General features: G+C 45.3%; 28 protein-coding genes. 15 read left to right on the top strand and 13 right to left on the bottom strand.

The features are described from left to right. Positions 1-95: 95 nt before the first annotated feature. The gene (locus tag JMN17_RS15640; protein ID WP_202328499.1) at positions 96-1,601 is read left to right on the top strand and encodes a coproporphyrinogen III oxidase; all 1,506 of its coding nucleotides are present in this window, start codon (positions 96-98) and stop codon (positions 1,599-1,601) included. Positions 1,602-1,619: 18 nt separating this feature from the next. On the opposite strand, the gene khtU is transcribed toward JMN17_RS15640, so the two are convergent. The 3 genes from khtU to JMN17_RS15625 are packed head-to-tail and all read right to left on the bottom strand — an operon-like array spanning position 1,620 to position 3,716. Next, positions 1,620-2,837: a K(+)/H(+) antiporter subunit KhtU gene (gene khtU, locus JMN17_RS15635; protein WP_087991230.1), complete on the bottom strand. Its 1,218-nt coding sequence runs from the start codon at positions 2,835-2,837 to the stop codon at positions 1,620-1,622. A 7-nt stretch (positions 2,838-2,844) separates the two neighbouring features. Continuing rightward, complete coding sequence (gene khtT / locus JMN17_RS15630) at positions 2,845-3,342, bottom strand: K(+)/H(+) antiporter subunit KhtT (RefSeq protein WP_087991231.1); 498 nt, start codon at positions 3,340-3,342, stop codon at positions 2,845-2,847. A 56-nt stretch (positions 3,343-3,398) separates the two neighbouring features. After that, a complete protein-coding gene (locus JMN17_RS15625; RefSeq protein WP_087991232.1) occupies positions 3,399-3,716 on the bottom strand; it encodes a hypothetical protein in 318 nt (105 codons plus the stop codon). A 177-nt stretch (positions 3,717-3,893) separates the two neighbouring features. Between JMN17_RS15625 and JMN17_RS15620 the strand changes: the two genes are divergently transcribed. Next, a complete protein-coding gene (locus JMN17_RS15620; RefSeq protein WP_087991299.1) occupies positions 3,894-4,661 on the top strand; it encodes an enoyl-CoA hydratase in 768 nt (255 codons plus the stop codon). A 20-nt stretch (positions 4,662-4,681) separates the two neighbouring features. On the opposite strand, the gene JMN17_RS15615 is transcribed toward JMN17_RS15620, so the two are convergent. Beyond that, complete coding sequence (locus JMN17_RS15615; protein ID WP_202328498.1) at positions 4,682-4,867, bottom strand: YhzD family protein; 186 nt, start codon at positions 4,865-4,867, stop codon at positions 4,682-4,684. A 133-nt stretch (positions 4,868-5,000) separates the two neighbouring features. Between JMN17_RS15615 and JMN17_RS15610 the strand changes: the two genes are divergently transcribed. The 6 genes from JMN17_RS15610 to JMN17_RS15585 all read left to right on the top strand — a co-directional run bounded on the left by JMN17_RS15610 (position 5,001) and on the right by JMN17_RS15585 (position 12,745). Beyond that, positions 5,001-5,897, top strand: coding sequence for an ABC transporter ATP-binding protein (locus tag JMN17_RS15610; RefSeq protein ID WP_202328497.1), 897 nt, complete (start codon positions 5,001-5,003; stop codon positions 5,895-5,897). Then, complete coding sequence (locus JMN17_RS15605; RefSeq protein ID WP_202328496.1) at positions 5,890-7,149, top strand: ABC transporter permease; 1,260 nt, start codon at positions 5,890-5,892, stop codon at positions 7,147-7,149. The genes JMN17_RS15610 and JMN17_RS15605 overlap by 8 nt, the downstream gene beginning before the upstream one ends. Positions 7,150-7,255: 106 nt before the next feature. Further along, complete coding sequence (locus JMN17_RS15600) at positions 7,256-8,482, top strand: metallophosphoesterase family protein (protein WP_202328495.1); 1,227 nt, start codon at positions 7,256-7,258, stop codon at positions 8,480-8,482. Positions 8,483-8,486: 4 nt separating this feature from the next. Beyond that, positions 8,487-11,384, top strand: a complete 2,898-nt coding sequence (locus tag JMN17_RS15595; protein ID WP_202328494.1) for an ATP-binding protein — start codon at positions 8,487-8,489, stop codon at positions 11,382-11,384. Positions 11,385-11,462: 78 nt separating this feature from the next. Beyond that, a complete protein-coding gene (yhaM, locus tag JMN17_RS15590) occupies positions 11,463-12,407 on the top strand; it encodes a 3'-5' exoribonuclease YhaM (RefSeq protein WP_087991237.1) in 945 nt (314 codons plus the stop codon). Positions 12,408-12,532: 125 nt separating this feature from the next. After that, positions 12,533-12,745, top strand: a complete 213-nt coding sequence (locus tag JMN17_RS15585; protein ID WP_202328493.1) for a sporulation YhaL family protein — start codon at positions 12,533-12,535, stop codon at positions 12,743-12,745. Positions 12,746-12,785: 40 nt separating this feature from the next. Here the strand turns inward: JMN17_RS15585 and prsA are convergent, their stop codons facing one another. After that, complete coding sequence (gene prsA / locus JMN17_RS15580; RefSeq protein ID WP_087991239.1) at positions 12,786-13,649, bottom strand: peptidylprolyl isomerase PrsA; 864 nt, start codon at positions 13,647-13,649, stop codon at positions 12,786-12,788. Positions 13,650-13,808: 159 nt separating this feature from the next. Between prsA and yhzE1 the strand changes: the two genes are divergently transcribed. Together yhzE1 and yhzE2 are read left to right on the top strand one after the other, a co-directional pair. Further along, positions 13,809-13,895, top strand: coding sequence for a sporulation protein YhzE1 (gene yhzE1, locus JMN17_RS15575; RefSeq protein WP_003327753.1), 87 nt, complete (start codon positions 13,809-13,811; stop codon positions 13,893-13,895). A 124-nt stretch (positions 13,896-14,019) separates the two neighbouring features. Then, positions 14,020-14,106 carry a sporulation protein YhzE2 gene (gene yhzE2 / locus JMN17_RS15570; RefSeq protein WP_032681524.1) on the top strand — a complete coding sequence of 29 codons (87 nt, stop codon included), beginning with the start codon at positions 14,020-14,022 and terminating at the stop codon, positions 14,104-14,106. A gap of 341 nt (positions 14,107-14,447) precedes the next feature. Here the strand turns inward: yhzE2 and JMN17_RS15560 are convergent, their stop codons facing one another. After that, a complete protein-coding gene (locus JMN17_RS15560) occupies positions 14,448-14,966 on the bottom strand; it encodes a DUF3267 domain-containing protein (protein ID WP_087991301.1) in 519 nt (172 codons plus the stop codon). A 207-nt stretch (positions 14,967-15,173) separates the two neighbouring features. On the opposite strand from JMN17_RS15560, the gene JMN17_RS15555 reads away from it, so the two are divergent. Further along, complete coding sequence (locus JMN17_RS15555; protein WP_202328492.1) at positions 15,174-15,515, top strand: YhaI family protein; 342 nt, start codon at positions 15,174-15,176, stop codon at positions 15,513-15,515. Here the strand turns inward: JMN17_RS15555 and JMN17_RS15550 are convergent. Beyond that, on the bottom strand, positions 15,512-16,123 hold the full coding sequence (locus JMN17_RS15550; RefSeq protein ID WP_087991241.1) for an HTH-type transcriptional regulator Hpr: 612 nt from the start codon (positions 16,121-16,123) through the stop codon (positions 15,512-15,514). The two genes, JMN17_RS15555 and JMN17_RS15550, sit on opposite strands and share 4 nt — an antisense overlap. A gap of 178 nt (positions 16,124-16,301) precedes the next feature. Beyond that, the gene (locus JMN17_RS15545; protein ID WP_010329248.1) at positions 16,302-16,658 is read right to left on the bottom strand and encodes a YtxH domain-containing protein; all 357 of its coding nucleotides are present in this window, start codon (positions 16,656-16,658) and stop codon (positions 16,302-16,304) included. A 129-nt stretch (positions 16,659-16,787) separates the two neighbouring features. On the opposite strand from JMN17_RS15545, the gene JMN17_RS15540 reads away from it, so the two are divergent. Beyond that, positions 16,788-16,979 carry a hypothetical protein gene (locus tag JMN17_RS15540; RefSeq protein ID WP_087991242.1) on the top strand — a complete coding sequence of 64 codons (192 nt, stop codon included), beginning with the start codon at positions 16,788-16,790 and terminating at the stop codon, positions 16,977-16,979. Positions 16,980-17,052: 73 nt separating this feature from the next. Here the strand turns inward: JMN17_RS15540 and trpP are convergent, their stop codons facing one another. From trpP to JMN17_RS15525, 3 genes are all read right to left on the bottom strand, one after another. Next, positions 17,053-17,571 carry a tryptophan transporter TrpP gene (gene trpP, locus JMN17_RS15535; RefSeq protein WP_087991243.1) on the bottom strand — a complete coding sequence of 173 codons (519 nt, stop codon included), beginning with the start codon at positions 17,569-17,571 and terminating at the stop codon, positions 17,053-17,055. A 123-nt stretch (positions 17,572-17,694) separates the two neighbouring features. Then, positions 17,695-18,774, bottom strand: coding sequence for a 3-phosphoserine/phosphohydroxythreonine transaminase (gene serC, locus JMN17_RS15530; RefSeq protein ID WP_087991244.1), 1,080 nt, complete (start codon positions 18,772-18,774; stop codon positions 17,695-17,697). A 148-nt stretch (positions 18,775-18,922) separates the two neighbouring features. Further along, positions 18,923-19,360 carry an HIT family protein gene (locus JMN17_RS15525; RefSeq protein ID WP_087991245.1) on the bottom strand — a complete coding sequence of 146 codons (438 nt, stop codon included), beginning with the start codon at positions 19,358-19,360 and terminating at the stop codon, positions 18,923-18,925. A gap of 483 nt (positions 19,361-19,843) precedes the next feature. On the opposite strand from JMN17_RS15525, the gene ecsA reads away from it, so the two are divergent. Genes ecsA through JMN17_RS15510 form a run of 3 tightly spaced genes read left to right on the top strand, consistent with a single transcriptional unit; the run spans position 19,844 to position 22,538 of the window. Further along, complete coding sequence (ecsA, locus tag JMN17_RS15520) at positions 19,844-20,587, top strand: ABC transporter ATP-binding protein EcsA (protein ID WP_087991246.1); 744 nt, start codon at positions 19,844-19,846, stop codon at positions 20,585-20,587. Then, positions 20,580-21,806, top strand: a complete 1,227-nt coding sequence (ecsB, locus tag JMN17_RS15515; RefSeq protein ID WP_087991247.1) for an ABC transporter permease EcsB — start codon at positions 20,580-20,582, stop codon at positions 21,804-21,806. The genes ecsA and ecsB overlap by 8 nt, the downstream gene beginning before the upstream one ends. A 21-nt stretch (positions 21,807-21,827) precedes the next feature. Next, positions 21,828-22,538: an EcsC family protein gene (locus JMN17_RS15510; protein ID WP_202328491.1), complete on the top strand. Its 711-nt coding sequence runs from the start codon at positions 21,828-21,830 to the stop codon at positions 22,536-22,538. Between the two features lie 17 nt (positions 22,539-22,555). Here JMN17_RS15510 and sndC read toward each other — a convergent pair whose 3' ends face one another. Then, positions 22,556-23,746 (bottom strand): N-acetyl amino acid acetylase SndC, encoded by a 1,191-nt coding sequence (gene sndC / locus JMN17_RS15505; RefSeq protein ID WP_087991249.1) that lies wholly within the window; start codon positions 23,744-23,746, stop codon positions 22,556-22,558. Positions 23,747-23,815: 69 nt separating this feature from the next. Beyond that, positions 23,816-25,213, bottom strand: coding sequence for a hypothetical protein (locus JMN17_RS15500; RefSeq protein ID WP_202328490.1), 1,398 nt, complete (start codon positions 25,211-25,213; stop codon positions 23,816-23,818). Between the last annotated feature and the right edge of the window lie 46 nt (positions 25,214-25,259).

The raw sequence follows: 25,259 nt of genomic DNA, 5'->3' as shown, positions 1-25,259 counted from the left end.
CTGACAGGTGCGGCGGCTTTTTTGCCGGATTGATTTTAGCGGTTTATTTCTGTACACTAAAGAAAGTTTTGAATCTGATAAATTAGGTGATGAAGTTGCAAATTAAAATAGAAGGCATACATGATGACCGCCTGCATCGGCCTCTGCAAAATATTGCAAATTTGTTTTATGAAGAGTGCGAGCTGGTGTACGGCGGAGAGGAGCCCGCAGGTTTTGTTATTTCTTTAGACTGCTTACAAACGGATGAGCATGTAACGGTTTCGGCAGAGGTGAAGGGGACTGGCATAACGGAACAGCATACAAAATCCATTTCTTCAGGCATGAATGAAAAAGAAGCTTTCAAGCAAGTGAAAAACACGATTTCTTATGTGTACCTCAATCTTCTTCAAGCGCACACGGGCATCACGCAAAAGTGGGGAATCCTCACAGGAATCCGGCCGACAAAGCTGCTTCATAAAAAGCTGCAAAGCGGAATGCCGAAGGAGCAAGCGCATGCTGAATTGAGAAAAGACTATTTAATTCACGATGAGAAAATCGAATTAATGCAGGACATTGTTGACCGGCAGCTGGCGGCAGTGCCGGATTTGTATCAAGTAAAGGATGAAGTCAGTATTTATATTGGCATTCCGTTTTGCCCGACAAAATGCGCGTATTGCACATTCCCTGCGTATGCCATCCAAGGGCAGGCGGGCAGAGTCGGTTCATTTTTATGGGGGCTGCATTACGAAATGCAGAAAATCGGCGAATGGCTGAAGGAACATGATGTTAAGGTAACAACCATTTACTTTGGCGGCGGGACGCCGACAAGCATTACAGCGGAGGAAATGGATCTGCTGTATGAAGAGATGGTCCGCTCCTTCCCGGATGTGAAAAACATTCGTGAGATTACGGTGGAGGCCGGCCGCCCTGACACGATTACAGAAGAAAAACTTGCCGTTTTAAACAAATATGACATTGACCGAATCAGCATCAACCCGCAATCCTATGAAAATGAAACGCTAAAGGCGATCGGACGGCATCATACGGTTGAAGAGACCATTGAGAAATATCATCTGTCACGCCGGCACGGCATGAATAATATCAACATGGACCTGATTATCGGTTTGCCTGGGGAAGGCGTGAAGGAGTTTAGACACAGCCTTTCAGAAACGGAAAATCTGATGCCGGAATCCCTTACTGTTCATACTCTTTCCTTTAAACGGGCGTCAGAAATGACAAGAAACAAGCATAAGTACAAAGTCGCCGGCAGGGAAGAGGTTTCTCAAATGATGGATGACGCGGTAGTCTGGACGAAAGAGCATGGGTACGTGCCTTATTATTTGTACCGCCAGAAAAACATCCTCGGGAACCTGGAGAATGTCGGATACTCTTTGCCGGGACAAGAAAGCATCTACAACATTATGATTATGGAAGAGGTGCAGACGATTATCGGCATCGGCTGCGGCGCGGCAAGTAAATTTATTGACCGGGATACAGGGAAAATCACACACTTTGCCAATCCGAAAGATCCGAAATCGTACAATGAGCGATTTGAGCACTACACGGACGAAAAAATCAACTATTTAGAGCAGACTTTTGAGAAAACGACAAAGCAGCACTGATCACAGTGCTGCTTTTTTTTAACCCTGTTTTCTTGCAGGCTGAACCTCTGGCTTCCATTTAAATACCTTGTTCAGCAGGCGGTAGATTCGTTTTGATTCCTTTGTTAAAAGCGGTCCTAAAATCGCCAGAATGAGAACATATAATGCGGCAAACGGCTTTAATGTGGCTGACAGGCCGCCCGCTATCCCGAGATTCGCAACAATAATCGAAAACTCTCCCCGTGATACGATTGTCAGTCCGATATTCGATGACGCCTTATGAGAAAGCCCTGCGCGCCGTCCGGCCGCCATTCCGGCGATAAAGTTTCCGAGAATGGTCAGAATGACTGCTCCTAAAGCAAGCCAAACCGCTTCACCTAGCGAAAACGGATCAATACTGAGGCCGAAGCTGAAAAAGAACATCGCACCGAAGAAGTCGCGAAACGGAACGACAAGGTGTTCAATCCGGTCGGAATGCTCTGTTTCGGAAAAAACCAAACCGAGCAGCAGCGCGCCGATCGCTTCCGCTACATGAATCGTCTCTGAGAATCCGGCAATAAAAAAGAGCGCGGCGAAAATGACGATAATAAACACTTCATTTGAGCGAATGTCCAACAGCTTATTCAACAGAGGCGGGAGCTTTCTGGCTGCGATAAAAAACAGCAGCATATAACTGAAGGCGATCAAAATGGACAAAAACGCACTCCCGACTGATGTCGCATCACCTAGTACAAGACCGGAAACAACGGACAAATATACGGCAAGGAAAATATCCTCAAACATGATAATACCGAGGATCAGCTCGGTTTCCGGATTGGCCGTTCTTTTTAAATCAACGAGCACTTTTGCGACAATCGCACTTGATGAGATCGTGATGACGCCTGCAAGGACGAGGACTTCCAGAAAAGAAAACCCAGTGATAAACCCGTAAAGCAGCCCGAGGCTGAAATTAATCAAGATATAAATCGTTCCGCCGGCCGCGATTGACTTTCCAGATTTGATTAATTTTCCAACAGAGAATTCGAGTCCGAGATAGAAGAGGAGGAACAGCACGCCCATCCGCCCGAAAAACGCGATGATTTCACTGCTTTCTATAAATGTAAGGTCAATAATCCCCGCTTTCGGGGCGTGGGGGCCAAGCAGCATTCCCAGCACAATCAGAAACGGAATAATCGAAAATTTAATTTTATTGGCGATCACACTGGCAAGCGCCACAAGCACAAGCGCAGTCCCGACTTCAAATACAAGATGATCCATCGGCCGATTACACGCCCTCTCCAGAAAGAAAATCGTGAATCAGTTTCTTCAGATGCTTTCTTTCACCTGAGAGGACAAGTGTGTCATTTTCTTCAATAACCGAGTCTGCCCCGGGGTTTAAAAGTTTTTCCCGGCTGTGCTTGATGATGGCGATCACAGTGACATCGCAGTTCTGGCGAACATCAAGCTCCCCGAGTGTTCGCCCGATCGATTTGGCGCCTTTTTCAACCTTAAACCATTCAATAATGAGATCGCTGAAGGCCATTTCGATCGACTCCAGTGCTTGTGGTTTATAGACCATGCCACCGAGAATAGCCGCAATTTGCCTTGCTTCGGAATCATCCAATGAGATATTGGAAAGAAGCTCATCCGGGTCCCGGTCATGAAACCGGTAAATTTCTCTTCTTCCGTCATCATGAATGATAATGGTCATCTTTTCATGACTTCTCGTTTCGATTTCAAATTTTTTGCCGATGCCCGGCAGATCGTTTTCTTTAATATTCAATGAAAATCCCTCCGAATGTAGTGTTGGCTAATGGGGTGAGTTACAAACAAGAACATTTATATTCGGAGGTAATTAGACTGGTATTTGACAGGGACGGCGCAAACCTTTTCCAGCCTGTTTATCAGCGGTTCGTCAAGGGGTTTGACAGACAGCTGCCCGACAGACAGCGCCAGGGGACTGTATTCTTTGATTAGCTCTGCGATGTACAGGCTACCCGGCGACGGCGTTTTGGCCGACTGTGTTTCCTGCGGATATGAGGACATAGGCACATAGCTGTCAGTGGTTTCTTCAAGCTGGGAAGGCAGAACGACGTCCGAAGGGGGAAAGTACACCACAAATAAACTTAACAGTAAACTGACAAGCAATTTATCCATGCTTCCTCTCCTCCTTTCGAATAGCCCTCTTTCACTATATAAAACTTTATGTTTCCACTCAAACAATATGCATTTTTCAGTATCTATTGATCTTGAAAAATAAAAAGGTTTATTAGAGGATGGCGGGGAATGTATAGGAGAAAGAAAAAAGAAAACGCATACATGGAGGTGCTTCACATGGAGTTTATTCAATATGAATCGAATGGAACCGTTGCGGAGATTATCTTGAATCGCCCTGAAGCCCATCACGCCCTGAATGAACAGATGCTGTCTGAACTGAAGGAGGCGGTTGAAAAGGCGGCTGCAAGCGAGGCGCTCATCGTTCTCCTGAGAGGAACCGGGAGAGGCTTTTCAGCTGGCGGAGATATTCGGATGATGACATCAGAGCATGACCCTGATCAATTTAAGCGGCTGATGGATACGATTGAGGCTGTCACTCTGTCATTATATCAGATGAAGAAAGTGACAATTGCAGCTATTCACGGCGCTGCTGCGGGACTGGGTTTGAGTTTGGCGCTTTGCGCTGACATTGTGCTCGCGGAAAAAAATGCCGTTCTCGCGATGAATTTTATCGGCATTGGGCTTGTTCCGGACGGCGGAGGGCATTATTTGCTGAAGAAAAGAATTGGAGAAGCGAAGGCGAAAAAGCTCATTTGGAGCGGAAAAAAAATTTCCGCCGCGGAAGGCGCCGATTTGGGCCTTCTTGACGGGACATTTGCCGGAGACCCTGCGGAAGGCGCAAGACCCTTTATTGAAACCCTTTTGGCCTCGCCTCTTTTGGCGATGATCGAAACGAAAGCCATCTTTCAAAGCCTCCAGCTTGAAGAACTGCAAAAGGTGCTTGCCCTTGAACGCAGCGCCCAAGAGAAAATGAGAAGGACCAAGGATCACCAGGAAGGAATCCGTGCCTTTTTGGAAAAACGAGAGCCTAAGTTTCAAGCGTAACAGATCAGCCGGAAAGCTGATCATCTATGAAACAAAATCAGCTTTCCGGCTGCATTGACTACACGATGGGTGTGACTGTGCAGCCCTTTTTCTTTTAATAGGGCTTCACCACGCATTTTAGCCGCTTCTTCATTCTCTGCCTCAAATCGCTCGTTAACCAGTGTTTCCCCCGAAGGTTCAAAAGCTGTAAGGAAATAATCAGCCATCAGGTTTCCCCTCCATTTTCAAGGTTTATCAGTCTTTCTTCATTTATATTTATATTCTAAAAAAGAATTCAAAATCCTTTATTAAGTTTAATCCAAAATTAGTATATAATGGGTCAGGGAAGGAGGAGATTTGGTGCTTAAGATTGATCACGTAACGAAGACATTTGGAGATTATAAAGCTGTTGACGGATTGGACTTAGACATTCCGGAGCAGCAAATGTTCGGTCTTTTAGGTGCAAACGGAGCGGGAAAAACGACGACGTTTCGCATGATCCTTGGTTTATTAAGCATTACGGAGGGCTCAATCAGCTGGAAAGGCCGTCCTGTAAATTACAGTATCAGCAACAAAATCGGTTATTTGCCGGAAGAGCGGGGCCTTTATCCGAAAATGAAGGTGAAAGATCAGCTTGTCTATCTTGCCAGATTAAAAGGGATGGAGAAGCAGGAGGCTGTAAAAGAGCTCGGCACATGGCTTGAACGCTTCAATATAACAGATTACGAGAATAAGAAGGTGGAAGAGCTTTCGAAGGGAAACCAGCAGAAAATCCAATTCATTTCGGCTGTTTTGCATAAGCCGGAGCTGCTGATCCTTGATGAACCGTTCAGCGGTCTGGACCCTGTCAATGTTGAGCTGTTAAAAGAGTCTGTGATTTCTCTTAAAAACAGCGGTGTTTCTATTTTATTTTCCAGCCACCGGATGGAGCATGTGGAGGAGCTTTGTGAGCACCTGTGCATATTACAGAAAGGAAAGCCGGTTGTGCAAGGCAGGCTGAAGGAGATCAAGCGTTCCTTCGGCAAGAAGAATGTCACGATCCACTCCGATGAAGATCTGCGTTTTTTGCAGTCTCATGAAGGCATTCTCAAATGTAAGGAAACGGCTGGCGGCGTCAAGTTGCAGATCGCTAATGAAGATATTTCTCAAGAGATCTTTGCCATGCTCCAAGGAAAAGGGTTTATTAGAAAGTTTGAGCTTGAAGAGCCGTCACTGCACGATATTTTTATAGAAAAGGTGGGTGCCGTCTATGAATAAATTTTGGCTCATGCTTTCTCATACATATAAAAATAAAATAATGGCAAAATCCTTTATTATCTCGACTGTTATCACGGTACTGCTTGTTTTAGTTGTAACGAATATGGAGTCGATCATTTCTATGTTTCAAGGTGATGATACGAAAGAAAAAATCGCCGTTGTTGATGAAACAAACGAATTATATCCGATTTTCTCGAACCAGCTGAAAGCGGTGGATACAGACGGCGGTCTAGATGTGAAGCAGTCGAAGCAATCGGAGGATGAGGTCACAAAGCAAGTCAAAGATGAAGCGCTCGATGGCATGCTCATCATCAAACGAGATGAAAAAGGGGCCATTTCAGGAACTTATAAAGCGTTAACGATTTCTGATGATAGCACGTACCATACGCTGCAGCAGGCGCTGACGCAAACCAAAACGGCTGTCGGAACAGCGGATCTCGGTGTCTCGCAGGAAACGATCAGCAGTCTTTATGCGCCCGTTACTGTCGGACAGGAGACGCTGAAAGAGGGGGCGAAGTCTGAGGAAGAGCTTGGCCAAACAGCGGGGCTTGTTTACATTATGCTGTTTGTCATTTATTTCTCAGTCATTATGTATGCCAGTATGATTGCGATGGAGGTCGCAACCGAAAAATCCTCGCGTGTTATGGAAATTCTGATCTCGAGCATGCCGCCGATCCAGCAGATGTTTGCAAAGCTGCTTGGCATCGGGCTCGTCGGAATGACGCAGCTTGCTGTCATCATAGCTGCTGGCTCATTGTCGCTAAAGCTGAACAAAACGAGCGAAACAGCTTCATCTGTCGGAGGATTCCTTAATCTGACCGACGTTTCAGCAGCCACTGTCATCTATGCTGTGATTTTCTTTTTGCTCGGATACTTTTTATACGCGACACTTGCCGCGTTTCTCGGCAGTGTCGTCAGCAGAATAGAGGACGTGCAGCAAACGATCACGCCAATGACACTTTTGGTTGTCGCCGGTTTTATGATTGCGATGTTCGGCTTGAATGCACCTGACGCAGGATTTATTACGGTAACCTCGTTTATTCCTTTCTTTACGCCAATGATTATGTTCTTGCGCGTTGGCATGCTTGATATTCCGTTTTGGCAGGCAGCTACTGGAATTGGAATCACACTGCTTACCATCGTCATACTGGCTGTCATCGGCGCCAGAATTTACAAAGGCGGTGTGTTGATTTACGGCAATTCAAGCGCGTTCAAAGCGATCAAACAAGCGCTTCGTTTAGCGAAAAACTGATTGAAAAACAGCCTGGGCATCCTCAGGCTGTTTCTTTTTTGACAGAACGTGCATTCGCCAGAATTCGGTGCTAAAATAAGGGTACTTCATCCTGGAAAGGAGCAGAATGTTGACTGATCTAACCTTTATTCATGCGGCAGATCTACATCTCGACAGCCCGTTTTATGGGATATCGCATCTGCCGGAACCGATTTTTGCCCGGATCAAAGAAAGCACGTTTGCAAGCGTGAGACATATGATTGATGCCGCAGTGAGAGAAAACGTTGATTTCATTTTGCTGGCGGGGGACCTGTTCGACGAAGCCAATCGAAGTTTAAAGGCCCAGCTCTTTTTAAGAAAGCAGTTTGAAAGACTCAGAGAGTGCGGGATTTCAGTTTATGTGATCTTTGGGAACCACGATCATCTTGGCGGGGAGTGGACGCCGATTGAATGGCCTGAGAATGTCCATATTTTTTCGTCCGCTGTACCTGAAGAAAAATCGTTTTATAAGGAAGGCAGGCGCATGGCAAGCATTTACGGCTTCAGTTATCAGGAGAGAGCCGTGACGGAAAACCAAGCCGTCCGCTATCGGAGGTCGACTGACGCGCCGTTTCATATCGGTATGCTTCACGGCACGCTGTCAGGAGCTGAAGGACACGATCCGTATTGCCCGTTTACACATGATGATCTCGTGAAAAGCGGGATGGATTATTGGGCGCTTGGCCATATTCATAAACGCCAGATTCTTTCTGCCGAGCACCCGGCGGTCATCTATCCGGGAAACATGCAAGCGCGCCATATGAAGGAGACGGGAGACAAAGGCTATTATCTCGTTCGTGTGGCCAGCGGAGACATTTCGTATGACTTCCAGAAAGCGCATGATGTCCTGTGGGAAAAAGCGGCAGTTGATGTGACGGAGGCAAAGAATGTGACCGCCCTTTTCCAAATGATTGAGGACGCGTTTTCGAAGCTGCGGATAAAGGGGAGCCCTGTTTGTGTCAGACTCGTGTTGCAAGGGGCCGCACCACAATGGCTGCTGGAGGCGCCGAGAGGCACTTTGGATGAGCTTCTTGAAGCGTTTCAGGAGCAAGAGGCGGAGGAAGAACACTTCATTTGGCCGCTCTCATTGGAAGACGAGACAGAACATGAAACAAACCTTACAAGCCTTGATCCTTTTTTTGGCGGTTTATTTACTGACATTGATCGCGGCGATCTGTCAGATGTGCTGGAGGGGCTTGAGCGGAATCCTGTGTATAGAAGGCACGCGGACCGGTTTAGCCAAGAGGAGCTAAAGGAAATAAAAGAGCAGGCACAGATTTTATTGAAAAGACAGCTTAAGGTGCTTGAAACATGAGGCGGTGAAAGCTTTGCGAATTAAATCTTTACATATCTACCAATACGGGAAATTTTCCAATCGGACCTTTCACTTTTCCGCCTCGCCTGTCCAATTAATCTACGGATTAAATGAGGCAGGAAAAACGACGATGATGTCATTTATTGAAAGCATGCTGTTTGGTTTTCCGAAAACGAAAAAATATGAACCGAAAACAGGCGGTGTCTACGGAGGTGTTCTTGAAGCTGAACATCCCGAATATGGGGTGTTGAGGATCGAACGGACGAAAGGGACTGCCGAAAAGCTAAGAGTGTACACAGAAAACGGCGAAGTGAAGCAGGGAGATGTTTTAAAGCAGCTGTTTCAAGGCACGGACAGGGCGCTGTATAAAGCCATTTATTCATTTGATGTATTCGGGCTGCAGGAAATTCACGCCTTTAATCGGGACAAGATTGGGGAATTTCTGCTGTTTTCCAGCTTGTTTGGCGCTGAAGCTATATCTAAGCTTGATTCACGGCTGACAAAGGAAAGCGAAATCCTCTATAAACCAAACGGGCGAAATCCTCAATTGAATCAAGAGCTGGAAACGCTTAAGCAGCTGGCAGCGAAGCTAAAACAGGCTGAAGCAGAGGAAGCGGGTTATCATCAGCTTCTTGAAGAAAAAAGAACGCTCGAATCCCGTCTTGCAGCCGCAGATACCGAATTGCAAGAGGCGGCAGGACATATCCGATCGTTTGAGGGAGCGATTGAGCTGAAGCCGCTGTTAAATGAAAAAGCGGCGCTCGAACAGGCGATGGCACAATATCCGGAACAGGCGGGACAATTTCCGGCTGACGGGCTGCACCAGCTGGAAAAATATGAATTTCACCTTCACCCGAAATCCGCACAGGCGGAGGCGCTTCGAGTGAAGATGGCGGAGCTGGACAAACAGGTGCAAAAGCTTAATCCGGATCAAGAAATGTTGGCGAAAGAAACGCTGATACAAGAGCTTTCCGCAGCGTTTCATATGTACCAATCCTGCGGAGAACAGCTCGCCGCCATTCAGGCACAGCTGCGCCAGTCGTCCGCACAGGCAGCGGCAGGGCTGGAACAGCTCAATAAAACGGATGAAAATGAACTCCTGAATATGAACACGTCATATGACTATGAATGGCAGCTACAGCAGGCGGTGCAGCAATATGTGCGGGCAAGAGACAGAAAACGGCAGCTTGATGAGACGTTTGAACTTGCCCGGAAAGAGCTGGAAGACGCAGAAAAGGCCGTTCAGGCCGCTTCGTCCGCCATTCTTGAAAACAGCGATAGAAAAGATAAAGAAGCGGCCCTTAAAGCATATGATGAAGCACAGGGGCAGCATCAAGAGCAAGCGAAGCTGCGAGAACAGCTGAAGTTTTTTGAAAGGCAGCAGGTTAAACAGAAAAAGACTGTCATTGCAGCTGGTATGTTGTTCATCGTTCTCTTTCTGCTGCTGCAGCAATGGATTCCTGCCATAAGCATCGGCGCTGCACTGGTTGTGTATTGGCTTGCATTAGGTAAAAAAACACCGTCTTCCCGAAACAGCCGGGAGACGAGACAGCCAGTGACGGACATGTTGCCGGCAGAAGCCGAAGCGCTGAGAGAAGCGTTATGGGAGGATGACCGCAATAAACAGCATCTCATCACACAGCGGGCAGTGCTCCAGCAAAAAGAGGCTGCTTATGAAAGGGTCATCCAGCAGTTTGAACAGTGGGAAACCGATATGGCCCCGTCCTTTACTCAGGTCGAGCGTTTTATGAAGGAGCTCCGATTCATGGAAGATCCGTCTTTTTTGCTTGATGCATACAGCTTAATGAAGGATGTCAAAAAAGACGTGAAGAAAAAGCATGAGCTGACAATTGAAGCAGGCAGGCTGAAAAAGCGCCGGCGAACATTCGAAGAACGCGTCAGCATGCTTTATCCTGCGGATCAGAGTCAGAATATGTCCATCTCGGACGCCCTTCACACACTGCGGAAAAACGTTGAACGTGAAAAAGAAATCGAGAAACAAAGAAAAGGAATTGAAACAGATATTCATTATACAAAGGAACAGCTGCTGGAGCTGGAACAAGAAATCCAGTATTTTGAAGCCCGGATCGAACAGTTATTTGCCGCGGCGGCTGCAAAAGACAGAAATGAGTTTTGCGCAATAGCTGAGATCAGCAGGCAACTGAAGGATACGGAGAACAAGCTCCATCATGTAAACGCGCAGCTTCAAAGCGTACACCCGGTTGAGCTTGAACTGGCGGATTCCAATACGCTTTCTGAATTGAAAAACAAGCAATTAATTGAGAAGGAAAGAAAAGAGCGGCTGACTGAGGAGATCCAACAGCTTCGCAGCCAAATCGCATTGCTCTTTGTCAAACAGGAACAGTTAGAGGCTTCGGGGTTGGTCTCAGACCTCAAGCTGCAAACCGAAATGCAAAAGGAACGTGTGAAAGACACCGCTAAAAAATGGGCCTCGATCCAAATGATCAAACAAGTGATCAGAAACAAATTGGAGCGGCATAAAAAAGTCGAGCTCCCGCGCCTTCTGGAGACGGCCGGAGAATTTTTCCGCCCGCTGACTGACGGAAGCTACCAAACGATTTATTTTTCCGAAACGGATGATTCCATTATGGTCATGCATTGTGATGGAACGGTCTATCAAGCGGAAGAGCTGTCACAGGGGACGTGTGAGCAGCTGTATACAGCGATCCGATTTGCTCTGGCCGTTACGCGTCAGGATGGGTCAAGGCTTCCATTCCAGCTGGATGACAGCTTTGTTCATTTTGATCAGGAAAGGCTCAAACGTGTATTAGACGTTCTTTATGATTTATGTGAAGGCGGAAGGCAGATTTTGTATTTTACATGTCATGATCATGTAAAGGATGCGTTTAAAAGCAGCGAAATCATTCATTTGGTGTCATAAAAGAGGTTCTATAGCTGTAAATCGGTATGTGATATACTGGTATTATGTAAGATAAGATACGGAGGGAGCTTTAATAGAATGGCTAAAGGGATTATGCTACATGAGGTTGGCGAACAGGTGGACCAATATCTATTGATTAAATCCTTGACGAAAGGGATTGCGAGCAACGGGAAACCATTTTTAACGCTGATGCTGCAAGACCAGTCAGGCGATATTGAAGCGAAGCTGTGGGATGCCAAGCAAAGTGATGAAGTGACCTATGCGCCGCAGACGATTGTGAAGGTTGTGGGGGATGTCCACCATTACCGGGGGCGCACCCAGCTGAAGCTGAGAAATATCAGACCAGTGAGCGAGCATGAAGACGTCAATATTGATGATTTTTTAGAAACCGCGCCCATTCCGAAAAATGAAATGATGGACACCATCACTCAATATATATTTGAAATGAAAAATCCGAATATCCAACGGATTACAAGGTTTTTAGTCAAAAAACACGAAGCAGAATTTATGGATTATCCGGCGGCTACGAAAAATCACCATGAGTTTGTCTCCGGTTTAGCGTATCATGTTGTTTCTATGCTGAATCTGGCGAAATCCATTGCGGATTTATATCCGTCTCTTGACCGCGATCTGCTTTATGCGGGTGTTATCCTGCATGATCTCGGAAAAGTGAAAGAGCTGTCCGGCCCTGTTTCCACTTCGTATACGGTCGAAGGCAATTTGCTCGGCCATATTTCGATTATGGTCACAGAGCTGTCAAAAGCGGCTGAAGAGCTTCAAATTGACTCTGAAGAGGTGTTAATTCTTCAGCACTTGATTTTGAGTCACCACGGCAAAGCGGAGTGGGGAAGCCCGAAGCCGCCGATGGTGAAAGAAGCGGAAATTCTGCACTATATAGACAACCTGGATGCCAAAATGAATATGATGGACAGAGCGCTTGAGCGCGTGAAACCGGGCGAGTATACTGAACGTGTATTTGCACTGGAAAACCGTTCCTTTTACAAACCGGCTTTTCACAAATAATCAAAAAAGGACTGATGCTGAACCATTCAGGTCAGTCCTTTTTTATGCGCTTTTGGCGCTCATAACTCGTCTTATTCCCGCATAGATTTAAGAATAAAGAATCTATGTAAAAGGGGGAGAAGCCCGTGTTATTTTTTCCATGGTGGGTGTATCTTTGTATTGTAGGCATCATTTTCAGTGCATATAAAATTGTGGCGGCAGCAAAAGAGGAAGAAAAAGCAGACCAGTCCTTTATTGAAAAAGAAGGGCAGATATATATGGAGAGGATGGAAAAGGAGAGAGAGCGCCGCAGTTCTCAGCAGCCTGAAGACGAAAATCAAAACCATTCCATCGCATAAAAAAGCTGTGCAGCTCGATGAGCCTGCACAGCTTTTTTTATTATTTAGAACTAGAAGTGCTCTCGCTTGTTGAAGAAGTATTAAATGTGTCTTTCAGATCTTTATCTTTTACTTCGATATCAGCTTTCTTCATAACTTTTTGAACAGCTTCCTGAACGGCTGCGTTGTCACTTAGTTTTTGTTCAAGAACTTCGGATTTCAGTTCTTTTTTCATGTCATCGTATTTGCCGCGTTCTTCTGTCTTTTTGATGATGTGGTAGCCGTATTGTGATTTGACAGGATCACTGACTTCATCTGTTTTTAATTTAAATGCAGCTTTGCTGAATTCTTCCACCATACCGTCTTTTGCGAACCAGCCAAGGTCGCCTCCGTTTGATGCAGTGCTGTCTGTAGAGTATTCTTTTGCAAGGTCTTCAAATTTCTCGCCTTTTTTCAGCTTTTTCTCTACTTCCTCAGCTGTCTTTTTATCAGCGACAAGGATGTGGCTTGCGCGGATTTTGTTTTTTAAGCCTTCCCAGTATTCTTTGGTATCAGCATCTGTTACTTTAATTTGATCTTTAGCCGCTTTTTGTGTAAGCAATTCATATTTTACTTGCTCTTTAAGGTAATCTTTTCCATATTGCTTTTCGAGGGCAGTATATTGATCGCCAAGCTGTGTTTTGTATTCTTTCAGCTTATTGTCAATTTCTTTATCTGTCACTTTATATTTCTCGTCCAATACTTTTTCTTGCACTAGCTGTGTCAGGACGCTTGCACCAGCTGTTTTCTTCATGTTTGTGTAAAGCTCGCCTTTCGTTACATCGCCTGCGTCTGTTTTTGCGATGACTTCTTTGTCGCCGCCGCTGCAAGCACTGAGAGCGAGGATGCTTGTCGCGGTAATAGCTGCTATTGCAATTTTTTTCATTGTTTTCAAACACTCCTAATCATTCCAAATTAAATTACCTAAGCGTATCATAACACATTGTGGCTTTCTGTAAAAAGATTTTAAATAAAGGGCATTCGTCTAGTCAAACTTTTGCTGATGGCATACTTATATATTGATCAAGAAAAGGAGGTATGTAACATGAGCGGAGGATACTCTAACGGTTTCGCATTGCTTGTCGTACTGTTCATTTTGCTTATCATCGTAGGTGCAGCTTACATCTACTAAGCAACCCGGGGATCGCTTGCAAGATAAGCGATCCTTTATTTTCACTAGCGCCTAATCGTTTCAATCATGAATTGCATAAGATGTAATTGGAAAATAAAGCTTTTTACAGGAGGTGCTTTTTAAGATGGGTGAAGTATTTGCAGGCGGTTTCGCTTTATTGGTTGTGTTATTTATTTTATTGATTATCATCGGCGCTTCTTGGCTGTGCTAATCAAAATAAAAAGCCTGGCTGCTGAATCAGCAGCCAGGCTTTCTTTCATATTTACACAGTAAAGGAGATCTCCACAAATGAAGAGATCAGTAAAATTAATATAGATACATTGATAAATCGGAATACCTTATCCTGCCGCTCTTCAGGAATCTCTCTGACAAGGCATAGTGTATTGGTGAGCCTGTTTATGAAATATAAAATAAACATGGCAGCCACGATAAAATAGAATAAAATGATGGGAGATTCCCCCTCTCTCTGAACTGTCCCATATTACATTACCAAATATTTATTAAAAAAGATAGAATGCAAATTGAAAAATCGCTACTAGCGACAAGGTTTGGCTACTTTTCAACAAGAATATCCAAGCCGTCTGCTTCCTGGTCAATAAAAGCGGCTTTCGGCGCTTGTATCAGCTTGAGGGCCAGCAAGAAGTCGGGCAGACAGTAGCCGGCATGAATGCCCGAAATCATGCAGAAATAATGGGCATGATTTGGAAAAGCCAGCGCAGCGTAAAACAATACAGGCGTTATCAGCAAAAACGGGCTTACCAGTGAAATCAGCATAGTCGTTTTTGGTATCCGTTTCCATGCGCGCATGCGCAATATGAAAAACTTTTTTTCTGATTTTCTTTTTTTGCAGATGATCGGCAGGACATGGATGACTTTATGTGCAAATAAAATAAAGACGAGCAATCCGCCGAATACAGGTACATATTCATCGCTTAAGCTTGTGCCGGGCCGCAGCAGCTCAAATGCTAAAAAGGTAGATATAAAAACTAAAATCATAAAACATACAGCAATTAATATGATGCGAACGGCGCCATAATCCTTCATGAGATTTATGGTCTTCCAGCAATTCATTAAAGTCATCCTTCCATACATCTTGATTAGAATCTCAAAATAATTTACTCCTCCTAAGAGAAAAAATCAATGCTTTTTTAAGAAAAAATATCATCCGGCAGTTATTTTTTTGAAACAAGCAAACAAACTGCGAAATATGGGGTTAGAACTTTCTTCTCAGTGAATTATCAGCTAAAATAAGATTAAAGATAGAAAGAAGTGGTGTGGATGGATTCGATGGATCATCGCATTGAGCGATTAGAATATTACATACAATTATTAGTGAAAACAGTAGATATGGACAGGTACCCTTTCTATGCGCTTCTCATTGACAAAGGGCTGAGCAGGGAAGAAGGGGAAGAGGTTATGAGGATATGCGATGAATTGTCGGATGAGCTGGCAGCACAAAAAGCGCAAGGATTTGTAACCTTCGATAAGCTCCTTGCGCTATTTGCCGGACAGCTGAATGAAAAATTAGATGTTCATGAAACTATTTTTTCCCTATATGGGCAGGGGCTTTATCAAGAGCTGATGGAAGTCTTTATCGGCATCATGAAGCACTTTGATTAACTGTTTACAGGTTCGAGCTCTTCTGCCGGTTCATCCGCAGCACTGTCCTTTGCTTTTTTCTTCAGTTTTCCGTTTACGCTTTCAAAGTCATTGTCAATATTGGTGAGTGACGTTTCGAAAATTTCCATAAAATCATCGCCGTAAATATGGCGTATCATACACATCAGTTCTGCCACTTCAGGGAATTTTCCGAATAAATGATAAAGTGGCTGTGATCCTTTAAAAACCGCGTTGCGAGTCGGATCGAATTCCTCGAGCAAGCTCCAGAATACTTCATTCCCTTCCTCAGTCAATTGGACGTATGTGTTCCGTTTATCATTCAGCCGTTTGGAGAATCTTAAATATCCTCGCTCTTCCAGCTTTTTTGAAAAGTTGAATGCGGTTGATACGTGCATGACCCCGAATTTCGCGATTTCAGAAATGGAAGCTCCATTCAATTGATACGCAATCCATAAAATATGATGCTCATTAATATTCAGGTCATACGGTTTAAGCCATTGCTGCCAATCCTTCTCAATCGATTTCCAAAGAGCTTTGCTAAGCTGAGCCATTTTCTGGGTGAAGACCAGAGCCTCTTTCACATCATAAGGCGGTTCCACTCGATTCATTACGTCACCTGCTTCTCTTTTTCTTTTTCTCTATTATGCCAATAAAATAAAGATTAATAAAGATGAAAATTTAAGAATTTTTTAATAAATTCACAATCCGTTGCGGTGAGAGGCTTTTTCGGTCAAAAAAAAATGCGGGTCCAGTTTTGGCCCGCATTTTTTTCTTTTGAATAGGATATTAGTTTTGTAAGGTTTTCTCCAGCTGTTTGATCTTCTCTTCAATATCAGCGATTTCTTTTTGCAGATCCTGTTGGTGAGGTTTGATCTCTTCCTGCCATTTTTTAATTGACGTTTGGAGCTCGCCGCTCACATCTTTAATGACATCTGTACTTTCTTTGGCCGCTTTGATCAGCTGGTCTTTTAACGCAAGCCCGTCTGATTTTAAGCGTTTGATCGTTTCTTCGAAAGAATCATAATTGGTTTTCATTTTTTCACGCAGCTGCGCTCCTGAGGAAGGTGCAGTAAGAAGAACTGCAGCCCCTCCGATAATGCCGCCTACGAATAGTCCTGTTAGCAGAGAACGTCCGTCCGCCATTACAATCACCCCGTCTTTTTCTTGAAAATAGGATTCATTCAGTATTTTTCGTTTTTGTTGAAAGCCTGAACTTCTATACATAGCTTGCTTTATTTTAGCATATTTTTTAAGTGAAAAGGAGGGAGAAGGTTGTCTGTCTTTATAATTGTGTTATCCTGCATCACCCTTGCCTTCGCTTCAGGCGCTGTTTACTATATCAGACTCCTTAGCCAGGCTGCTTCTTATCCGCCCAAGAAGGTCATCCGGCAGAAAGCGCTTGTTTGTTCAACCGGAACCGCCTTTACACTATGTCTGATCTTTTTCACAAAACTCTTTGCTTAAAACATGCTGACAGGCTGCGGACTCTCTGTCGAAAAAAACCTCTCCCGGAAGCGGAAGAGGTTTTGGGTGACAATTATTCAGCAGCTTCCATAAAGCTTGAACGTTTTAAAATGGTTTGCACAATCGGATAAATAATAATCATTGCGATTGTGTTCAGTACAGCGGCCGGCAGAACAACAGCCGCGAACAATGCGGCGAAACCGCCAGGCAAACCGACGATCAATAAAGCTGACGATAAAAATACAATGCCCGATAAAATGGTCCCGATCGCTGTCAGAACTGCGGCTGCACCTGTTTTCTGGCTCTTTCTGAACAAAAGGAACAGGATGAAGAACAGAAACGCTGACACGGGTTTATCGATGATGTTAGGAATCTGTCCGGCTGGAAATGCGGTTGTAAGTGCGGAAATGATTCCGGTCACAATCCCAATGACGAGTACATTTTGCACCCGCGGGAACAGAAGGATGCCCATGAACATCATGATCAACATCATATCTGGTTTCATGCCGCCTAAAAAGGGCGGAATAATGGAATGAAGCGCTGCGCCGATTGCGGCAAACAGAGCCATAATGACTAACTCTTTTGTTTTCATATCTATGCTCTCCTCTGCTAAGCTTTTTGCCCTCCAATAATATGCTCGTCATTTATTGCGAAGGCTTAAAGAATGTGATATGCAAACAGTATACCAAACGAACGGTTTGCATAGCCAGACTTTTTACTCATTTTCCTGCTGGAATTTCTTCATGAACGCAGCTAATTTTTCACAGTCTTCGAGAGACACCGCGTTATAAATAGAAGCACGGCAGCCTCCTACTGAACGGTGTCCGCCAAGGCCGATCATCTTTGCTTCTTTTGCTTCCTGAACGAATGTTTTCGTTAATTCGTCATTACGAAGCGTGAAGGTAACATTCATGCGTGAGCGGCTGTCCTTTCTGGCATGTCCTTTATAGAATCCGCCGCTTTCATCAATGCAGCTGTAGAGCACCTGCGCTTTTTGTTCATTACGTTGTTCAGCAGCTTCAACACCGCCGTTTTCTTTCAGCCATTCCAGAACAAGGCTCAGCATATAAATCGCAAATGTCGGCGGAGTGTTGTAAAGTGAATCCGCTTTGACATGCGTTGAATATGTCAGGATTTTTGGAACGTTCGCATTTTCATTTTGCAGCCACGTTTTTTTCATGATGACAACTGTCACACCGGAAGGGCCGAGGTTCTTTTGGGCGCCTCCGTAAATCACGTCAAATTTGGGCACATCGATTTTTCTGCTTAAAATATCGCTGGACATGTCAGCGACAAGCGGAATAGGGGAATCCGGGAATTCTTGCCACTGTGTGCCGAAAATCGTATTGTTGGACGTGATATGTAAATACGCGCCGTCTTTTACATCTGTAAGGTCAACTTCAGGAATAAAGCTGTAATTGTCTGCCTCGCTTGTCGCTGTCACAGAGGTGTTCCCGAAGAGCTTTGCTTCAGCGAGGGCTTTTTCGGACCAAGCCCCAGTCATTACAAAATGTGCGGTTTTATCAGGTGTTAAAAAGTTCATCGGAAGCATTGAGAATTGAAGGCTTGCCCCGCCTTGAAGAAACAAAATATCGTAATCTTCCGGGATGCCCATCAGTTCGATTAAAAGGTTTTTCGCTTTTTGGTGCACCGCTTCGTATTCTTTGCTGCGGTGGGAAAGCTCCATAACGGACATGCCGGATTCGTTAAAATCAATAAATTCTTTCTGTGCTTTTTGCAGAACTTCCAATGGCAGCGCTGCAGGACCTGCGTTAAAATTTGTTGTGCGTTCCATTATGATCCTCTCCCTGTTCTCCACGTTAATGTATAAAATAATACAATTATCCTATCACAAAAATGCAGTTTTTGTATAAAAAATTAGAATAATCAAAAGAAATTGACGGATGTTTGCTATAAATGCTCACAAATAAAATAACCCCATCTTATGATGAGGCCAGGCGTTTCGCGATAGAGGAAGAGATGGTCTGCAGATCCTCCGGTTTGTAATCATCAGCATGTGTTTTCCAAACGGCTCCGAATCCGTCTCCTTTTCCGTAGCGCGGGATAATATGCATATGATAATGGAAAACAGATTGTCCTGCTTTTTCGCCGTTATTGTTCAGCGTATTTAAGCCGATCGGTTCAAATTCATCCCGGATGGCGCGGGCGATTTTCGGAACAGCGTGAAAATATTGTTTTGCTAATTCATCCGTAAATTCATACACGTTTTCGATATGCGTTTTCGGAATGACAAGCGTGTGTCCCTTTGTCACTTGGCTGATATCAAGGAAGGCAAGCACGTGTTCATCTTCATACACCTTTGCGGATGGAATGTCACCGGCAATAATTTTACAAAAGATACAATTCTCTGCATTATGCATGAAAGTTCCTCCTTATGAAATTGTTTCGTATGTATACACTCATCGTACCACAGAAATGCTGGAAATAGAAAACAGGATGAACGGCGAGCGTTCACCCTGAATGCAGAGGAAGAGCTTTATGAAGAAAATGTGATATGCCTTTGGTAAGCACCTCATTTGTCGATAAAATGAAGACTTGTTTAATGCCTAACGATTCCTGCGATAAACACCTCATTTGACAATTTGCTTCATAGAAGAATTCATCAAGTTCAGTGAAGAGAAAAGGTTTGAGCATTGGACATGTTTATTTTCTATCCAACTGTATCTAAGACGTCTTTGACAAACACCTCATTTTTCAGTTGATATGCTTTTCCTCTACAACCATTATGATGTCCCGAAACCTGTTTCTTTATGACAGCAAATTCATCATTTGTTAAAAGGGAATTGTTTCAAATCATGCTTTGTTTTTGGTACTATGAAGAAAACAATATAAGGGGAGAAACTATGTCTCTGCTATCGGTAAAGAACTTGACCGGCGGATATACAAGAAATCCGGTTTTGAAAAACGTATCATTCACCCTTGAACCGAATCAAATTGTCGGTTTAATCGGGCTGAACGGTGCGGGTAAAAGTACAACAATCAGACATATCATCGGGCTGATGGACCCGCATAAAGGATCAATCGAATTAAATGGGAAAACCTTTGCTGAGGATCCGGAAGGCTACCGCTCACAATTCACCTATATACCTGAAACACCTGTTTTATATGAAGAGCTGACGCTGATGGAGCATCTGGAGTTAACAGCGATGGCATACGGTATCTCAAAAGAAACGATGGAGAAAAGGCTGCCGCCGCTTTTAAAGGAATTCCGAATGGAGAAGAGGCTGAAGTGGTTCCCGGCTCATTTTTCTAAAGGAATGAAGCAGAAGGTTATGATTATGTGCGCATTTTTGGCAGAGCCCGCGCTCTACATCATTGATGAGCCTTTTCTAGGACTTGATCCGCTTGCGATTAACGCGCTGCTTGAGCGGATGAATGAAGCGAAAAAAAGCGGGGCGAGCGTGCTGATGTCAACGCACATTTTGGCAACGGCAGAGCGCTATTGTGATTCGTTTATTATTTTACATAACGGCGAGGTGCGGGCGCGCGGCACGCTGTCCGAACTCAGAGAGCAGTTTGGAATGAAGGACGCGGCGCTGGACGATTTGTATCTTGAACTCACAAAGGAAGACGCGGGCCATGAATAATATGCTTGATATTTGGCAGTCGCGGCTGCAGGAGCATATCAAAGAAACAAGGACGTATATGAAATATATGCTCAACGATCACCTTGTCATTGTTTTGATCTTTTTTCTCGCGGGCGCTGCAAGCTGGTACAGCAAATGGATACGTGACATTCCCGCTCACTTTCCGTCCTTCTGGGTGATGGCCGTACTGTTTTCGCTCGTGTTGACAAGCTCTTATGTGCGGACGCTGTTGAAAGAGGCTGACCTTGTCTTCTTATTGCCGCTTGAAGCAAAAATGGAGCCTTACTTGAAGCAGGCGTTTGTCTACAGTTATGTGTCTCAGCTGTTTCCGCTGATTGCACTGAGCATTGTTGCAATGCCGCTTTATTTCGCTGTCGCACCGGGGGCTTCGCTCGCATCGTATGCGGCAGTTTTTGCCCAGCTTTTGTTGCTGAAAGCGTGGAATCAGGTGATGGAATGGCGCACGACCTTCCAGAATGACCGAAGCTTGAAACCGATGGATGTGATCATTCGCTTTGCGGCGAATACGCTCGTTCTTTATTTTGTTTTCCAATCTGTCTATATGTATGCGCTTGTGGTTTATGTCATTATGGCAGGTCTTTATCTCTATATGTCTTCCTCAGCAAAACGGAAAACGTTTAAATGGGAGAGCCATATTGAGTCCGAATTGAGACGCAAGCAGCGTTTCTACCGAATTGCCAACCTGTTCACTGATGTGCCGCATTTACGAAAGCAAGCGAAACGCAGGGCGTATCTCGACTTTTTGCTGCGTCTCGTGCCGTTTGAACAGCGCAAAACGTTTGCCTACATGTTCACCCGGGCCTTTTTACGTTCAAGTGATTATTTGGGCATCCTCGTCAGATTGACGGTCATTTTCGCCCTGATCATTATGTATATGTCAGCAAGCCCGCTCATTGCAGGGGTTTTGACTGTATTCACCATTTTTATTACGGGCGTTCAGCTTCTTCCGCTGTTCGGCCACTTTGACCATTTGGCGCTTCAAGAGCTGTACCCTGTGAAAAAAGAAACGAAGCTGAAAAGTTATTTCTCTTTATTAAAAACGGCACTTTCCGTACAAGCGCTGCTGATGTCTGCTGCTTCTGCCTATGCTGCCGGCTTGACAGGGTTTCTGTACGCGCTGATCGGTTCTGCCGTCCTGATTTTTGTTATTATGCCTTCTTATATGACAACCAGACTGAAAAAACATGGAAAGCTGTGAGCTTAAAAAGGGGTAGGTCAAATGACAGATAACCAGCTGCTGATGCATGAAGCCCTTCAATGGAAAATGCATTTTTTGCGAAAAGATTCCATGTTTGAACGCTTTTCAAAGCGTATGCAAACGAAGGTGAATGAGCGGATTCCGGAAAAAATTCATGCGGCCGTCACCGAAAGTGTGAAAAAAATGGTCGAAGCGACGATGGCCGGCTCCAATATCATCGCCTATAAGAAGGATACAAGCGCACTTTCGCTCAGTGAAAAAAACGAACTGGCGAAAAAAACGATTGCTTCTTATCAGAAAGTGGCGGCTGCTGAGGGAGTCGGAACCGGAGCGGGCGGCATTTTTTTAGGGATTGCCGATTTCCCGCTGCTGCTTTCGATTAAGATGAAGTGTTTATTTACCTTATCCTCAATTTATGGCTTTGATGTGAAGGATGCACAAGAAAGAATGTTTTTGCTGCTGGTGTTTCAGCTCGCGTTTTCGAGTGATGACTGCCGCAAATCGCTTTTTTGTGTCATCGACAATTGGGAGACGGAGAAAAAGAGTATCGACTGGAGAGTGTTCCAGCAGGAATATCGCGATTATATCGACGTCGTAAAGCTTTTGCAGCTTTTGCCCGGAGTAGGTGCGGCAGTCGGCGGCATTGCCAATTATAAGCTGCTTTCTCAGCTTGGCGAGACGGCAAGACACGTTTTTCATATGAGAATTACAAAGGAAACAGCCGGAGAATAAACACTCCGGCTGTTTTTTTATAGTGTATGATAGGTGATCGCGGCACCCGCAAGCACCTTTGCTGCTGTCAGCATTGCTTTTTCATTGATATCGAATTTCGGATGGTGGTGGGAATAGACGCGCTCTGGCTGTTCAGGAGCGGCACCAGTAAAGAAAAAAGTGCCTTTGACGTTTTGTAAGTAGTAGGCAAAATCCTCGCCGCCCATTTGCGGTTCACAGTCAATGACCTGGTGAACGCCCTCCGTGTTCTTTGCGCTGCTGACCAAGTGGCTCGTTTCTGCAGGATGGTTCACAACAGCCGGATAGCCCCGTTCATAGTTGTACTCATAGGACGCGCCGTGCATGCTGCACACTCCTTTTACAACTGCTTCAATTTCTTTCTCCAGAACGTTGCGGACACTATCGTCAAATGAACGCGCTGTGCCGATGAGTGTGGCTTGGTCTGCAATGACATTAAACGGGTTGTCGGCGATAAAAGAGCCTGTCGAAATGACGGCGGAATGAATCGGATTAACTTTGCGGCTGACAATGTGCTGCAAAGAGGAAACGATTTGCGAGCCGATCAGGACGGCGTCTTTTGTATCGTGCGGGTGAGCGCCGTGGCCGCCCTTACCGCGGATTTTTATCGTGAATCGGTCCGCCGCCGCCATCACGGCGCCGGGGCGGCAGAGAATGGTTCCGAGCGGCTCAGTCGCCCAAAGATGCGTGCCGAATATCACATCTGCATTTTCAAGACAGCCGTCATCAATCATTGGCTTTGCGCCTCCCGGATAATATTCTTCCGCATGCTGATGGATTATCACAAATGTTCCCTTCAGTTCATGTCTATTTTGGTGAAGGACCTTTGCCACTGCGAGAAGAGCTGCCGTATGGCCGTCATGGCCGCATGCGTGCATGACACCCGGCACTTTGGAGGCGTAAGAAACATCTTTTTCATCTTGAATGGGGAGGGCGTCAAAGTCGGCCCGCAACGCGACTGTTGGGCCGGATTCGCTGCCTTCTATATATGCTAAAACCCCTCTGCCGCCAACATTCGTGCGGATCGGGACGCCTAATGATTCATAATAGGAAGCAATAAATGCGGCGGTTTTTTCTTCTTGAAACGAGAGCTCAGGATACATGTGAAAATGGCGCCTGATCTCGACCATTTCTTCAAAACAGCTGTCGAGCTGTTTGTTTATCTCTTTCTGCAGTGTAAATATGGACAAAGCCGCTTCCCCCTTTTTCTATGCTTTTCCATGATTGTATAGAAAAAGTCTGAATATTTCAACTTGACTTCAAAGCAACACCATGGCTGCGATGGCTGTCACAGAAAGGCCAATCGCGACGGGAATGAAGTTTTTTCTGGCAAGCTCAAAAGGATCAACTTTGCAAATGGCCGCAGCGGGAATCAGCGCCCATGGGACCAGTGTTCCGCCCCCCACCCAGATGGCAGATATTTGGCCGAGTGCGGTCAGAACGGCGGGATCAGTATGAAGAGCGGACGAAAAGAGGTGTGCGACAGAGCCTGCGAGAGAAATGCCTGAAAACCCTGATCCGTCGAGGCCGGTTATCGCTCCAGCGGCAGTTAGAGCAACGGCGGCAAGCTCCTTTGACATAGGCATCATGCCGGATAAAGCAATGCCGAGATCATTGACAATGCCTTGGGAACCTTTAGGGAGTGCAGTGCCCAGTATGCTTTCAAAACCTGAGCCGCCAAGGTAAAAGAAAGCGGCAATCGGGATGACGGGGCCGAAAACCTTAAAGCCGAACTGGAACCCATCAATAAAATAACCGGTGATTTTTTCAAGCCCTTTTTGCTTATACACGAGAAAATGGACAGTCAGGAGGATGCAGATGGCAGACCCGCCGATTAACGCGGTTGCATCATTTCCCTGTAGATTAAACAAGAGCATGCAGGCGATATCCCCAAGAAAGACAAGCGGAATCAAAAAAGCCAATATGGACCGCAGGCGTTTTGGCAGATACAGCGAGGTGTCTTGTTCGTCAGAAAGCTTAGGGGAAAAAGAAGCTGAAGCTGGACCCAGCTGTTTTTTGCGTTCGCGCTGAATTATGATAAAAGCTGCGGTTGTAGTGGTCAAGCCCATAATCAGCACAAGGGGAATACTCGCCGAGACGACATCACCGACAGGAATGCCTGCCGCATCAGCTGTCAGTTTCGGCGCCGCCTGAATGACAAAGTCCCCTGACAAAGCAAAACCGTGACCGAACAAGTTCATGGCCATGGCTGCTACAATAGGCGGCAACCCGGCGCGGGCCGCCGCCGGGAGCAGGACCGCGCCGATCAAAGCGACACCCGGAGAAGGCCAGAAGAAGAGAGAAATGGCGAACATCAGGCCGCCAATCAGCCAATAGGCAGTCACAGGGCCTTTCACAAGGTTTGCAAAGGGAGAAATCATCGCTTCATTTATCCCTGTTTTTGTTAACAAATCACTCATCGAAACGATAAAACAAATGATGAAAATCGTGGGCAGCAGTTCGCCGGCCGCGTAAATAAAGCTGTGGAATAAACTGCTGACAGAAGCTGAAAGTGAATGGCTGGTCCAAAGCGATATCATGAAAATGCCGAATAAGGAAATAAAGGTCGTATCTTTCCGCAGCAGCATAAATAGGATAATCGCCCCGATAAAAAACACATACAGTATGTGGACAGACAAAATCCCGACTTCCATCATTAATCACTCCTTCCGCTTCCTACAGATTATTCATAGGCAGGCGGAA

The sequence above is a fragment of the Bacillus sp. RHFS10 genome (assembly GCF_016757475.1).
GTDB classification, from domain to species: Bacteria; Bacillota; Bacilli; order Bacillales; family Bacillaceae; genus Bacillus; species Bacillus subtilis_G.
The sequence above is the reverse complement of the archived record's forward strand: the minus strand, read 5'-3'. Positions and strand labels throughout refer to the sequence as shown.